Consider the following 14,643-nt stretch of genomic DNA (forward strand, 5'->3'; position numbering starts at 1 on the left):
AATACGGGCGCCGGGTCAGGACATCAGCCAAACGTTCTGCCGTCAGCTGCCATATCCAGCAGCAACTGCGGCGGTTCGAAGGCCTCACCGTAGGCTGCCGCCAACTCCTTTGCCCGATCGGCAAACGCCTGCACGCCGTAGGCGTTCACACATTGGTACACACCGCCGGTGTGCGGCGGAAAACCAATGCCCATAATGGAGCCGATATTGCCGTCACCGACACTGGTGAGCACACCCTCTTCCATGATGCGGATGGCCTCCAGCACCTGGGAGAACAGCAGGCGGTCTTTCACGTCCTGATAGGGCACGTCCTTATAGCCATCTTTGGCGAACAATGCCTTCAGGCCCGCCCAGGTAGCCACCTTCTTGCCCTTATCGTCGTAGTCGTAGAAACCGGCGCCCTTGGCCTGTCCCACACGCTCAGCCTCTTCCACCATGATCCGAATCACTTCAGATTCGGCGGAGGGCTCCACCTGTTCACCGCGGGCTTCGGCATCGACGCGCTGCTGATTGGCCGCGTGATAAGCGGTCTCCAGTGAGATCGTGTCGAGGGTCTCCAGCGGCCCCATGGGTGAGCCATTGAAGGCTGCGCCATTTTCGATCAGCGCCGGGTTTACCCCTTCAGCCAACATGCGCTGGCCCTGGGTAATGGTCTGGCCGATGACCCGGGTGGTAAAGAAGCCGGGAGCGTCCTTGACCACAATCGGCTTCTTGCCCATTTTTTGCGCCAGGTCAAAGGCCCAGGCCAGGCATTCATCTGAGGTTTGCTCGCCGGTAATGATTTCCACAAGGGGCATGCGCTCCGCCGGGGAGAAGAAGTGCATACCGATGAAGTTCTGCGGGCGCACTGAAGCTTGCGCCAGTTCAGTAATAGGCAGCGCCGAGGTATTGGAAGCAAACACTGCCTGCTCACCCAGTACCGCCTCGGTCTCGCGGGTAACCGCAGCCTTCACATCGCGATTCTCAAACACCGCTTCAATGACCAGGTCACAATCTGCCAGCTCAGCAACATCCGCCGTCGGCTGAATGCGCCCAAGAATCTCTTCTGCCTGCTGCTCGTCGATTCGCCGACTTTTCTCGCAGGCACTGGCAGCGTAGGCCTTACCCTTGTCCGCGTTTTCCTGAGTCAGGTCCTTGAGGACAACATCCATCCCTACCTTGGCCGCATTGAACGCAATACCTGCACCCATCACACCCGCCCCGAGAATGCCGAGTTTTTTCACCTCGGTCTTGGCAATACCCTCGGGCCGTGACGCGCCGGCATCCAGAGCGTTCATCTGTACAAAGAATGTAGTCATCATGTTGCGCGATACCTGATCGAGCAGCAGGCGCTGGAAATAGCGCGCCTCAATCTTGTGCGCGGTGACATAGTCCACCCGGGCGGTATCAATCACCGCGGCAATAATCACCTGCGGTGCGGTCATATTGCCCTTGGTCTGGTTCATGACATTCACCGGGCCGAAGTACGTCAGCCCCTGGGTGGCCTCATCCTCCGGGCCTCCGCCCGGAATGCTGTAGCCGGGCTGCTCCCAGGGCTGCTTAGCGTCCGAGTTGGCCTTAATCCAGGCTTTGGCCTGCGCGGCCATGGCCTCTTCATCGGCCGCCAACTCGTGAATCAGGCCTTTTTCAAGTGCCTTCGCTGCCACCAGCTGCTTGCCCTGCGAAATCAGGCCCAGCGCTTCCTGCATACCCAGCATGCGCGTCATACGGACAATGCCGCCGGCACCGGGCAACAGGCCCAGCATGGCCTCGGGCAGGCCGACCTTCACTTTCGGGGAATCCAGTGCAATGCGGTGATGACACGCCAGCGCAATCTCATAACCACCACCCAGTGCCGGGCCATTAATACCCACGGCTACCGGTACGCCCAGGCGCTCAATACGGGCCAGTGGCTCCTTGGCATCGAGCAGTCCCCGGTACATTTCTTCCCGCTCTTCCTGAGACGGATTGAGGTCCATCTCCAGCATCAGGGTAATGTCGCCGCCAGCAAAGAACTGACCTGGCTTACCCGAGCGAATATACAGGCCCTTAAGCTCATCACCCATGGCTTCCAGTTCGTCCAGTGCTTTGGGCATGGCCTCGGCGTATTCTTCACCCATCACATTCACCGACTTGCCCTCCTGATCAAAAATCAGGTCAACAATGCCATCGGCGTCTTTTTCCAGTCGGATATAACTCATCTCTACTTCTCCTTAAACACGCTCGATGATAGTGGCAATGCCAATACCGCCACCGGCACACAGGGTGACCAGGCCGGTGTTCAAATCGCGACGCTCCAACTCATCCAGCAGCGTTCCCAGCACAATGGCACCGGTGGCGCCAATGGGATGCCCCATGGCAATCGCGCCGCCGTTCACGTTGATCTTGTCATCGGCTACGCCTATGAGTCGCTGATAGCGCAACACCACCGAAGCAAACGCCTCATTGAGCTCGAACAGGTCGATATCGTCGACGGTCATTCCCGCCATCTTCAGCGCTTTCTCTGAGGCAGGTGCCGGACCGGCCAGCATAATGGTGGGTTCACTGCCGGTAACGGCCATCGCCCTGATGCGCGCACGCGGCTTCAGGCCCTGGTCGTCCCCTGCCTGCTTGCTGCCGAGCAGCACCAGCGAGGCGCCATCGACGACACCGGAGGAGTTGCCCGGGGTATGTACGCAGTTAATTTTCTCTACCTGCGGATACTTGAACTTGAGGAAATCGCCATGGCCGAAATCGTTAAACATGGCAAAAGACGGATTGAGACGGGCCAGGCTGTCCATGTCCGTGGGACGGATGAGTTCATCGCGATCGAGCACAGTGACGCCATTGAGGTCCTTGACCGGCACAATTGATTTGTCGAAATAGCCATTGTCACGGGCATGGCCAGCGCGGCGCTGTGACTCACAGGCATAGCGGTCGACGTCTTCACGGCTGAAGCCGTCCAGATGCGCCATCAGGTCAGCGCCGAGGCCCTGGGATATGCCATAGCTCCGCATAGCCACCCAGGCATCGCCTGCGGCCGCACCGGATGCACCGATGCCGAGGCGGGACATACTCTCAACACCACCGGCAACGCCCATGGACTCCATACCGGACATGATTTTCATGGCGATGTTGTTCACTGCATCGAGGCCACCGGCACAGTAGCGGTGCAGTTGGGCACCGACGGTAATATTATTCCAGCTGGAATACACCAATGCAGTTTTGGCAATATTCTGCCCTTGCTCGTTGACCGGTTCACCGGTGGCACAGATGAAATCCTCCACCTGGGTGGTATCCAGGTTGTGGCGGGATTTCATCTCCTCCAGCAGGTTGGTCACCAGGTCAATGGGCTTGACCTCGTAGAGGCCGCCACCCGGCTTGCCCTTGCCACGGGGGGTGCGAATAGCGTCGTAAATAAAAGCGTCTTGGGTCATGTGTGGGTCCGTTGCGACATCAAACTGAGGCGCTCAACATACCCCAAGACAGAGACGCCACAAGCGCTCCGAAGGAATTAGGAAGCGGCGTTTATCCATTTAAACTACCTGCCGTCGGCGACTGTGCCATTCGGCCAGAAGCGTATGACATTTTCTGCCACCGCAACGATCTGGCGCGAGCTCCGTCTCGCCACCTGGACTATAAGTCGCCGGTAATTTCGCCACAATCTGGTAGACTCTGCGGCTTGTTCGATTTTCAGTTGTAAGATTCAGTGACCCAGTTAAATCCACGTCAGCGCGAGGCTGTCCGCTACATCGACGGCCCGCTGTTGGTGCTCGCCGGTGCCGGCTCCGGCAAAACCAGCGTAATCACCCAGAAAATTGCCTATCTCGTGCAGACCTGTGGCTATCGCGCCAACCGGATTGCCGCCGTGACATTTACCAATAAGGCGGCCCGGGAAATGAAGGAGCGGGTTGGCAAACTGCTGGGCAATAATGGCGAGGGGCTTACCGTGAGCACCTTTCATCAGTTGGGCCTGAAGATCATTCGTCACGAGCGTAAATACCTGAGCCTCAAAACCGGCTTTTCAATCTTTGACGGCCAGGACACCCAGGCCCTGATCAAGGACCTGCTGATTCAGGAGCACGGTTCAGACGGCGACCAGGCCCAGACGATTGCCAACCAGATATCCAACTGGAAGAACGACCGCCTGCTGCCAGAACAGGCAGTGGCCAAAGCCAAGTCGCCGGCGGAGATTTTGTGCGCCCAGGCTTATCTGCGCTACCAGCGCGCGCTTAAGGCCTACAATGCCCTGGACTTTGATGATCTTATCCTGCTGCCCACGGTACTGTTCGAGGAGCACCCCGCGGTGCTGGAGAAATGGCAGAACCAGATTCACTACCTGCTGGTGGACGAATATCAGGACACCAACTCCAGCCAGTACCTGCTGGTAAAACAACTGGTAGGGCTGCGCGGAGGACTCACCGTGGTAGGCGACGACGACCAGTCCATCTACGCCTGGCGCGGCGCCAAACCGGAAAACCTGGCCATGCTTCAGGAGGATTTCCCCGCCCTGAAGCTGGTGAAACTGGAACAAAACTACCGTTCCACCTCCCGTATTCTCAAAGCCGCCAATACGCTTATCGCCAACAACCCGCACGTCTTCGACAAGGCACTGTGGAGTGAGCTGGGCTACGGCGACCCACTGCGCGTTATCCGCTGCAGCGATGAAAACCACGAGGCCGAGCAGGTGGTGGCCGAGATAATCGACCACAAGCTGCGCAAGAAAACCCGCTTTGGTGATTACGCCATTCTCTACCGCGGCAATCATCAGGCCCGCCTGATGGAAATTGCCCTGCAGCAACAGCAAGTGCCCTATCACCTGTCCGGCGGCACCAGCTTCTTCAGTCGCAACGAGGTCAAGGACATCATGGCCTACCTGCGCCTGCTGGTGAACGAGGATGACGACAATGCCTTTCTGCGTATTGCCAACGTGCCGCGCCGCAAGCTCGGCGCCTCCACTCTGGAATCATTAGGCAATGTCGCCAATGCGCGCCAGTGCAGTTTAAGCCAGGCCTGCGGCCGGGCCGATAGCGGCGATATACCCGAGGCCGGCCTGAATCGGTTGCGGGAATTCCGTACCTGGGTAGACAGCTTCCGCCGCCGCGTAGAGACCGGTGACGGCATTGCCGCCGTGCGCGAAATGATTCGCGACATGCGCTACGAGGACCACCTCGTGCAACTAAGCTCCAGCGAGGATGTGGCGCAGCGGCGCATGAGCAACATACACTTCCTGGTGGACTCACTGCACAAAGTGATGAGCGACGAAGAGGTGGGCCTGAACGAGGCGATCTCACGGTTGATTCTGCGCGACCTCATGGAACAACAGGAAGAGGAAGACGCGAGCCCGGACAACGTGCAGATGATGACCATGCACGCATCCAAGGGTCTGGAATTTCCCCATGTTTTTATCATCGGCATGGAAGAAAACCTGCTGCCACACCGCTCCAGCGTAGAAGACGGCAATGTCGAGGAAGAGCGCCGACTCGCCTATGTGGGCATTACCCGGGCGCGGGAGACGCTGGCAATGACCATGGCCCGCACCCGTCGCCAGTTTGGCGAAACCATTAACTGTGAACCCAGCCGCTTCCTGGATGAACTACCGGCGGACGATCTGACTTGGCAGGGCGGTGAGGATGAAGAGGAAGGGGCGAATGAGCAGCGCGGCCAGGAAACCCTGGCCGGGCTGATGAGCATGTTTACTCAATAACGCGGAAGTATGGATCCAGCGGAGGGCAGGCCTCGCTTTCGACGGCGATGGTGAATTTATACAGGGCACCATTTTCCAACCTTGGCGCGTCGGTCAAAATCGGTACGTCCGTGCGCATTGCACCCGCAATATCCTCCGCAGGTACAAGTGACACTGGGCCCTGAAATGGGTCAAACCACACCGAGTATTCGACATCCGCAGGGGCCCATTTGCCGTTGGCATTTTTTGCATAGGCCTGCCAGGCACCATACTGGTTGGGCAGCTTGGTATCGAGTTCGGTCACCAGATCCTTAATTCTGAACGGACAATACACTGTTTTACCCGTATCATCCTTGCGCTCACGAAAAGCTACAATGTTGTAAGACACATTGTTGATTTCCACCGTACGCATTGTATCGAAAACCTCCTGACTCACACCCGCTTCGGCGCCCTCCTTGGATACACCCATTGCTGAGCAAGATACGAGCAGCGCAGCAGCCGACAGCATCCCTGACAATTGTATAGGTTCAACTCTTTTCATATTTATCTCCATTTGGATTTAGCGCGTCATTCCCCCTGCGCCATTAACGCCCCAAAACGAGGCAATTCTTTAAGCCCTGTCAAATTCGCATCTGCCAGCGCCAGATTCATTGGATAACCGTCATCCAGCGCAGACGCCAATGACTGCATGACAATATCGAACTCACCCAGCGACGACAATGCCGTCGCTGTGGAAGTACTTAACATAGACATCATTGGGCGCAATTGCCTGCGCCCGCTCAATGAAAGTGTGACCCAACGGTGCATTGCCCAGGGCTGCATGGTAGTGAGCCATTAAGGCCGGCGTCTGGGGATTGTTCTCGTTGATCGCCAGATGCCTTTCTGCCAGCTTGAGTGCATTTTCATACATTGGTCCGGCGATATCATTGCTCGGAAGCGTAGCGATAGGCATCAACGGGGTTGCCCCAGTTCCTCATCTTCGCTGAGATTGACGAAGGGCATAACCGCGATCGAGGCATCAGCGATGGTGGGATCGATAGACGTGGTGTCCGGCGGGTTGGCGAGGCGGCCCACATAGAGATAGCCCACCGGGCCACAGAGAGTCAGGACTACCGTCAGCTCGATAATTCGGGCCGACGAGAAAGGCATTTCAGCGCTCGCTTCGCCCTCCGCCAGATGGGCACCCTGGCCTTCAGGCGTCAACTCGAACAACCACGACAGAATAAGGGCAAGCGGGAAACCGAGGGCGGCGATAACCAGAACCGCGGTGACGGTCCAATCTGGCAGGCCCACCACGATGAAAATAATGTCCGCCACCTGCAAGAAAGCCCATGCGCCTGCACAATAGACCGCCGCAGTACGGCAAACCTTTCTGCTTTTCAGCTCACTAACAAACTGCCGTAACTCCATGTCGACGCACAGCCAGGGGGGAAAAATCCCTAGGTGTATGCCATTTTACGGATATGGCAATCACTGGCGGCCAATGGTCTTGAGCCGCTCGCGAGTGCCCTGCACCATGGCATAGAACGCCGGCACGAAATAAACACCCAGCACCATGGTAGCCAGCATGCCGCCGAACACGGTCATACCCAGGGCGCGCTGCCCTGCGGCACCCGCACCGGAGGACAGCACCAGTGGCAGAATGCCCAGTACAAATGAGATACCCGTCATGCAGACGGCACGAAAGCGAAGTTTGGCCGCATCCCTGGCCGCCACCAGAATTTCCTCACCATCCTGCTCGCGCTTCTGGCGCGCAAACTCCACCATCAGAATGGCGGTTTTGGCGCACATACCAATCAACAACACGATCCCGATCTGGGCATACATATTGAGAGCGATGCCACTGAGTATAAGCGAGGTAATGGCGCCGCCAATAGCGATGGGCACCACCAGCAGAATCGCCGCCGGTATTGACCAGCTCTCATACTGGGCCACCAGGAACAGGTACACGAAGATCAGCGCCAGCAAGTAGGCGTATATCGCCGCACTTCCCGCTTTACGCTCCTGATAAGACATACCGGTCCAATCGATATTGTAACCGGCTGGCAGAGTTTCCCGCGCGAGCTTCTCCATAGCCGCCATTGCCTGACCGGTGCTGTAACCGGGTGCGGCACTGGCTTGTACAGAGGCGGAACGGAACAGGTTGTAGCGGCTGGAGATATCCGGCCCGAGAATGGGTCGGGTGGTAACCAGTGTGCTCAGAGGGACCATTTCGCCAGCGCCGGATTTCACATAGAAACGATCGAGGTCAGACAGATCCGAGCGGTAGGTGGATTCGGCCTGCATAATCACCCGGTAGGTCTGGCCGAACTTGTTGAAATCATTGATATACAGGGACCCCATCTGCGCCTGCAGCGTCGCAAAGATCTCATCCAGGCTTACACCGAGATTCTTCGCCTTGACCCGGTCCACATCAACAAAATACTGGGGCACATTGGCGCGATACGTACTGAAGACACTTTGCAGCGCCGGTGTATGGTTGGCCTCAACGATCAGGTGGTTGAGCGCTGACGCCAGTTCCTGGGAACTGCGCGACAGTGTGTCCTGCAACACCACCTCCAGGCCGCCGGAGGCACCCATGCCGGGCACGGATGGCGGTGTGAGCGCAAACACCTGTGCCTCAGGCACCATCTGGAAGCCCTGCGCGTTAATGGTCTGTGCCACACCAAAAGAGCTGGACGTAAAGTCTTCGCGCTCCTCCCAGGGCTTGAGGCCAACGAACAGGGTTCCGCCATTACTGCTCATGGCACCGGACAGGAGACTGAAACCGGAAACCGCCGTCACCGTCTCGACCGCGGGGTTTTTGGAAATCAGACCACTGAGCTTATCCATCACCTCTTTGGTTCTGAGCAGTGACGAACCGTCGGGCAGTTGCACACTGACCATCATGGAGCCCTTGTCCTCATCGGGCACAAAGCCGGTGGGGGTTGTCATGAATCCGAACACTACCGCCGCGGTTAGCCCCATGAACACCATGGCAGTCATGCGCAGACGCCCCAGCAACCAACCCACGCCCCTGTCGTAGCTGTTGGTGAGGCGGCCAAAACCGCCCAGGAAACGCTGGTACCACGCCGCCTGGGCCCGTTCGCCGGACTTCAGCAAAAGACTACACAACGCCGGGCTCAGGGTGAGCGCGTTCACAGAAGAGAACAGCACGGCCACACAAATGGTCACCGCAAACTGCTGGTACATCACGCCGGTAATACCGGGCAACATGGCTACTGGCACAAACACCGCGAGCAGTACCAATGTCGTAGCCACAATAGCGCTGCCCACCTCGTGCATGGTGATTTTGGCGGCGTCAGTCGGTGACATCGTCGGGTCTTCCCGCAGGTGGCGGTCGCAGTTCTCGATCACCAGAATCGCATCGTCCACCACAATACCAATCGCCAGAATCAGGCCGAACAGTGTCACCGTGTTAATGGTCATCCCGGTGGCCAGCAGAATGGCAAAGGTCGCGACCAGCGATACGGGTATCGCCACTGCCGGTACCAGGGTGGCCCGGAACGATCCAAGGAAAATAAATGTTACCAGGATGACCAGGCCCACGGCTTCAAACAGCGAGCTCACCACCTGGCTTACCGCGGTGCTGACGTAGCGCGTGGTGTCATAGGGCATCAGGTAATCCATGCCCTCAGGAAAGTCTTTCGACATCTGCTCCAGCAGCGCATCCACCTCAGCGCCCACCTCCAGCGCATTGGCGTCGGCCAACTGGTATATGGCCAGGTTCACCGCCGACACACCGTTAGTCTCGCCGTAAAAGTTGTAGGCGGACTGCCCGAGCTCAACCCGGGCGATGTCCTTGAGGAAAATCGCAGAGCCATCAGCTGTGGCTCGCAGCACAATATTTTCAAACTCTTCGACTTCCTGCAGGCGCCCCTTGGTCTGCAGGGTAAACTCTGACTGCAGCGGCCCTTCAAAAGGCGGAGCGCCGATCTTACCGGCGGCCACCTGTACATTCTGTTCGTGCAGTGCCGCGTATACCTCATTCACCGACAGCTCATAAATCGCCATCTTGTCCGGGTTCAGCCACAAGCGCATGGCGTAGTCGGCCTCGCCAAGAATCGTTGCTTCGGATACACCGGGAAGACGTGCCAGGGCACTTTGCAAATTGATCTTCACGTAGTTGGACACAAACTTGTAATCCAACTTGCCACCGGGCGCGGTAAAGCTGACCAGCTTGAGCATGTCCGGCGAACGCTCGGAAATATTCAGCCCCATGGCGGTCACTTCCGCCGGCAGTGAAGGCTCTGCCAACTTCACCCGGTTCTGCACGCGCACCAGCGCCATATCCGGATCTGAGCCTACCTCAAAGGTGACCGTCAACGCATAGCTACCATCGTTGGCGCTCTTGGAAGACATGTAAATCATGTCCTCAACGCCATTCACGGCATCTTCGATGGGAGTACCCACGGTTGTTTCGACAATTTCAGCTGAGGCACCGGGATACACGCCACTGACTATGATGCTGGGCGGGGAAATCGCCGGGTACTCGTTCACAGGCAAGGCATAAATAGATAAGCCACCCGCCAGGGTGAGCACAATAGCGATGACGATTGCGAACTTGGGCCGATCAATAAAGAAGGCGCTAAACATAAAAGGCCCTCGCTTACGCTGCTGCCGGTGCTGTTGTCGGCGCATCGGCGGCCGGCGGCATCGGTGTCGCCTTCACCGTCATCCCCGGGCGCACCAACTGCAGACCGCGCACAATGATCACATCGCCCTCAACCAGCCCTTCCAACACGAGCACGTTGGTATCCAGGCGGAAGCCGAGCTCGACATTGCGGCGCACGACCTCGCTTTCAGCGTTGACCATCATCACAAAGGCGCCCTGTTGATCCGCCTGCACCGCCGCCTGGGGGATGAACAGCCCCTCCAGAAGTTCGGTTTCATGGAGGATGACCCGCACGTACTGACCGGGCACTAGCAGCGAGCCAGGATTGGGAATCAGAGCCCGCGCTTCCAGTGTGCCGGTGGTCTGATCCACCCGGTTGGCGAAGTAGTCAATACGTCCCACTTCCGGATAGACCAGGCCGTTGGTCAGCTCCAGGGTTACTTCCACAGACCGGAGCTTCTCGACATCCAGCTCTTCGGTAAAGCGCTGCTTCATGGCCGCCACGTAAGTCGACTCACTCACGCGGAACAAGGCCTCGATCGGGTCGATGCTGACCAATGTGGTCAAGTTGCCGGTGCTGGGCCCGACCAGATCACCCACGCTGACAATACTGCGACCAATGCGGCCCGAGATCGGTGCGCGAATCGTGGTGTAACCGAGATTGACTTCGGCGCTGGTCACCTCCGCCTGGGCGGATTCGAACTGGGCGTCAGCATCGAGTTTTTTTGCGGTCAGATCATCCATCTCGGACTGGGAAATCGAACCCGAAGGAATGAGGCCCATGCCGCGCTTATAGTTGCGCTCGGCATTGGCCTGATTGGCCACGGCGGCCGCCAGGCCGGCCTGTGCGCGGGCCAGGGCAGCGTCGTACTCGGAGGCGTCCAGGGTATAGAGAATGGCCCCCGCCTCCACAATTTCACCCTCGCGGAAGTCCCGACTATGCACATAGCCGCCCACCTTGGCCTGTATCGCCACATCATCAATGGCCTGCAAGCGGCCGACGAACTCCTGTTCGGGCTGATAGGGTTCCAGAACCACCTTGTCGGTAATCACCTCTATCATGGGCGGCGGCGGGGCCTCTTCAGAACAGCCGACAGCCAGGGATAATGTGAGCACAGCAAACAGGGGGCGCAGCATAGACTTAACTCCGGAGAACAGACCTATAAATGTAGCAAAAAAAAAAAGGCCGCGATGCTAATGCACCGCGGCCTTTCGAGATTCGATAAGCTACTGGCTGCCGGCGACCATGTAGTCAACCGCAGCATTGATCTCCTCGTCGGAGCAGTTCATGCAACCACCCTTGGCAATCATGCCAGTGCCTGGAACACCATTAATGCCGCTGGCGTACAGCGCATCATTACCCTTGGCAATACGATCCGCCCAGGCTACAACATCGCCCAGTACCGGTGCGCCACCGGCGCCAGTGCCGTGACAGGCCATACAGGCAGAATTGTATACATCTTCACCAGAGCGAGGGCCACTGGATGCAGCCACAGCCGCGCCACCGCACTCGCTGTCGCCCTGCAGGCAGACTTCACCAATCGGCTTGATACGATCTTCAATCGCAGTGCGCTGCTCTGCGGTGGGTTCAGCGGTGGCACCCAGTGCCAGAATCATGGCCGCCAGGCCAAGGGCGTAACGAATAATCACAATAGGGTCCTCTGTCAGTCCGGCGCGCATTATAGCGACTATTGAGGTGTGGGGAAAACTCACCTCAAGGGGAATATTGGCAGAAGGCCCGATTGCCCCTACCATGACCCACCCCTGTCCAGAACAATACTGCTAAGGATTCAACGCAATGAAACTCTATACCTACGACCCGGCCCCCAACCCCCAGCGCCTGGCCTTGTTCCTGAAGTACAAGGGCGTTGAGATCGAAACCCAGCAGATTGACCTGATGACCCAGGAGCAGCTGGGCGAAGCCTATACCTCCATTGTCCCGGAGCGCACCGTTCCCGCCCTGGTGCTAGACGACGGCACCCTGCTCACCGAGGTGATTGGCCAGTGCATTTACCTGGAGTCGCTGTATCCGGAGAAACCCTTGCTGGGCTCCAATGCCCGGGAGCGCGCCCAGGTCATCAGCTGGGATCACAAGCTGTTTATGAGCATGTTTCTGGGTGTTGCCGAGGTACTGCGCAACACCAGCAAAGGCTTTGTCGACCGCGCCATACCCGGCCCACTGAATCTGCCCCAGATTCCCGAACTGGAGGCGCGTGGCCGAAGCCGTCTGGAATTCGGCTGGCAGGACATGAACCGGCAGCTGGAAGGCAAAACCTGGCTGGCCGGCGACAGCTTCTCCCTGGCGGACATCGACATGGCCGTCATTCACAGCTTCTCAGGGTGGGTTAAAGCCCAACCGGGTGAAGAACTTGAGACAGTGCATGCCTACCTGGCGCGGGTAAACGCCGAATTGGGGCTGTAACCGCCCCTACCTGCTCAGAAATAACGCGCCACCTGCACGAATACCGTTGTGCCGGTGGCCAGCGTCATGCCCTCGGGGCTGCCTTCGATTCCCCCAAACTCGGTACCTGTCGGCCCCAGGGGCACATTCAGCGCACTGAGCACCTGCCAATCCTGGGCAAAGTCCCACTGGACACTCACTTGCGCTAGGGCCGACTGATCTCCCAGGTTAAAAAACAATACCGGCGTCACGTTCAGTAGCGGCGTGACCTCCATCATCAGCGAACTCGCCAGGTAATGGCGGCCCAAGGTATACAGCTCGCCGCGCGCCAGACGAGCCACGAGATCCTCTGCTGCAGCGATTTTCTCCGCCGAATAGTCCTGCTCCCGCAGGCCAAAGCCGTTGAAGAAGTACTCCGCAACGCCGCTGACATTGGTGTCGCCCCAGACCCAGGAGTAAGACCAGTTCACGACCAGGCTGGTTACCCACTTCGGATCCGTTTCGCTGACCATCACATCGCCGCGTACCACTGAGTCGCCAACATTGATCACCCCACCGACCCCGACAATCGCTTCATCGTAGTGCTGGGCGAGCAGCAGGTCGTACTCCCGATCCAGTCCAAATCCGTGGTATTTGACGGCAGTAGAGCTCACCTCGGCGCTCACATCGCCCGCTGCATCCCGGCGCTGTACGTTAACCGCCTGCCAGTCATTCCCCGAATCCTGCAGGTACTGCCCGTAAATCATGTCGTCACCCACTTTATATTCAGTGTCCACGGCGGCGGGATCAAAGGGGTTGAAGAAGTCCATGGGGTTATAAATCACGCCGTTTCCCCAGCTCACCGCCTGTCGCCCAAAACGCACCACGGTTTTATCGCCACGATAGGCCACATTCAGCCGATCCAAACGATGCAGCAATACGTGCTCGTCACCACTATTGATTTCCGAGGTGAGATCCCACCAGCGACGATCGTCATCGACCACAATTCGCTGCGGGACAAACTGGTTGTCCAGCGCGCCACCGCCGCCAATGCTCTCGCCGTGGCGGCCCAGGAGCTGATAGTCCGCCTGTACCTGCCAGGCGCCGGCATCGACACTGAACTTGAAGCGCACATCTATGGCCTGGTCCTGCGTTACGGCGCCAAGCTCCTCGCGGAAAACACTGTCATCAGGATAACTGGAGGTCAGCCAGACGCCTTTGACATGACCGCCGTCAAACAGTGGTAACTCTGCAATGGCGGTACCACTGAGTGCGAATAGCGCTAACCCTACGGCACGGCGCATCAATCACCCTGCGGCTCGTCGCTGACCACCTGACCATCGCGCAGCTTCACCAGCCGCCGCGCGTAGGCCATTACCCGGGTGTCATGGGTAGACACCACAAAGGTAATATTCTGGTCCCGATTGAGCGCAACGAACAGCTCCATTAGCTGGGCCGCACTGTGACTGTCCAGATTTGCAGTGGGTTCATCGGCGAGCACCAATTCAGGCTCACTGGCGATGGCGCGAGCCACCGCCACACGCTGCTGCTGACCGCCAGACAGCTCGGCAGGCAGACGCTCCTCCAAGCCTGCCAGCCCCACCTCAGCCAGCACCGCATCCACTCGCTTGCGCCGCTCCTGGGCGGGAACGCCCTGCACCTCCATCACAAATTCGACATTTTCGCGGGCCGAAAGCACGGGCACCAGGTTATAGGCCTGAAAGACAAAGCCGATGCTGTTGAGACGCATATCTGCCAGCTCGCCCTTGGACATGGCATCCAGACGCCGACCGCCCACAGAGACCTCGCCGCTGTCCGGGGTATCCAGCCCTCCGATCGCATTGAGCAGCGTGGTTTTCCCTGAACCGGAGGGGCCGGACAGACACACGAATTCACCGGCATCAATATTCAGGCTCACCTGGTCCAGGCCGGTAATCTCCTGATCGCCCTGGCGAAAGATCCGGCACAAATCCCGGCATACAACGGTGCTCATAACTGCTTTCC

The 14,643-nt window shown here is 58.3% G+C and carries 12 protein-coding genes; 2 read left to right on the top strand and 10 right to left on the bottom strand.

The window, feature by feature from the left end:
• Positions 1-23 precede the first annotated feature (23 nt).
• On the bottom strand, positions 24-2,180 hold the full coding sequence (locus A3709_RS13975) for a 3-hydroxyacyl-CoA dehydrogenase NAD-binding domain-containing protein (RefSeq protein ID WP_066055706.1): 2,157 nt from the start codon (positions 2,178-2,180) through the stop codon (positions 24-26).
• A gap of 12 nt (positions 2,181-2,192) precedes the next feature.
• The gene (locus A3709_RS13980; RefSeq protein ID WP_066055709.1) at positions 2,193-3,395 is read right to left on the bottom strand and encodes an acetyl-CoA C-acetyltransferase; all 1,203 of its coding nucleotides are present in this window, start codon (positions 3,393-3,395) and stop codon (positions 2,193-2,195) included.
• Between the two features lie 272 nt (positions 3,396-3,667).
• Between A3709_RS13980 and rep the strand changes: the two genes are divergently transcribed.
• Positions 3,668-5,665, top strand: a complete 1,998-nt coding sequence (gene rep / locus A3709_RS13985; protein ID WP_066055712.1) for a DNA helicase Rep — start codon at positions 3,668-3,670, stop codon at positions 5,663-5,665.
• On the opposite strand, the gene A3709_RS13990 is transcribed toward rep, so the two are convergent.
• The 6 genes from A3709_RS13990 to A3709_RS14015 form a co-directional block, all read right to left on the bottom strand.
• Complete coding sequence (locus A3709_RS13990; protein ID WP_156507761.1) at positions 5,655-6,185, bottom strand: hypothetical protein; 531 nt, start codon at positions 6,183-6,185, stop codon at positions 5,655-5,657. The genes rep and A3709_RS13990 overlap by 11 nt on opposite strands.
• Positions 6,186-6,347: 162 nt before the next feature.
• A complete protein-coding gene (locus A3709_RS13995) occupies positions 6,348-6,554 on the bottom strand; it encodes a hypothetical protein (protein WP_156507763.1) in 207 nt (68 codons plus the stop codon).
• A gap of 41 nt (positions 6,555-6,595) precedes the next feature.
• A complete protein-coding gene (locus tag A3709_RS14000; protein ID WP_156507764.1) occupies positions 6,596-6,961 on the bottom strand; it encodes a hypothetical protein in 366 nt (121 codons plus the stop codon).
• A gap of 153 nt (positions 6,962-7,114) precedes the next feature.
• Complete coding sequence (locus tag A3709_RS14005; protein WP_066055724.1) at positions 7,115-10,240, bottom strand: efflux RND transporter permease subunit; 3,126 nt, start codon at positions 10,238-10,240, stop codon at positions 7,115-7,117.
• A gap of 13 nt (positions 10,241-10,253) precedes the next feature.
• Positions 10,254-11,396, bottom strand: coding sequence for an efflux RND transporter periplasmic adaptor subunit (locus A3709_RS14010; RefSeq protein ID WP_066055727.1), 1,143 nt, complete (start codon positions 11,394-11,396; stop codon positions 10,254-10,256).
• A gap of 90 nt (positions 11,397-11,486) precedes the next feature.
• Entirely contained in the window at positions 11,487-12,014 is a 528-nt protein-coding gene (locus tag A3709_RS14015; RefSeq protein WP_231871184.1) for a cytochrome c5 family protein, read from the bottom strand.
• 43 nt (positions 12,015-12,057) lie between these two features.
• Between A3709_RS14015 and A3709_RS14020 the strand changes: the two genes are divergently transcribed.
• Positions 12,058-12,681, top strand: coding sequence for a glutathione S-transferase family protein (locus A3709_RS14020; protein WP_066055733.1), 624 nt, complete (start codon positions 12,058-12,060; stop codon positions 12,679-12,681).
• A gap of 14 nt (positions 12,682-12,695) precedes the next feature.
• Here A3709_RS14020 and A3709_RS14025 read toward each other — a convergent pair whose 3' ends face one another.
• Together A3709_RS14025 and A3709_RS14030 are read right to left on the bottom strand one after the other, a co-directional pair.
• Entirely contained in the window at positions 12,696-13,943 is a 1,248-nt protein-coding gene (locus tag A3709_RS14025; RefSeq protein WP_066055736.1) for a hypothetical protein, read from the bottom strand.
• On the bottom strand, positions 13,943-14,632 hold the full coding sequence (locus A3709_RS14030) for an ABC transporter ATP-binding protein (RefSeq protein WP_066055739.1): 690 nt from the start codon (positions 14,630-14,632) through the stop codon (positions 13,943-13,945). Before A3709_RS14030 ends, A3709_RS14025 begins: the two co-directional genes overlap by 1 nt.
• Between the last annotated feature and the right edge of the window lie 11 nt (positions 14,633-14,643).

Origin of the sequence: Halioglobus sp. HI00S01, assembly GCF_001635445.1 — a bacterium.
GTDB lineage: Bacteria > Pseudomonadota > Gammaproteobacteria > Pseudomonadales > Halieaceae > Halioglobus > Halioglobus japonicus.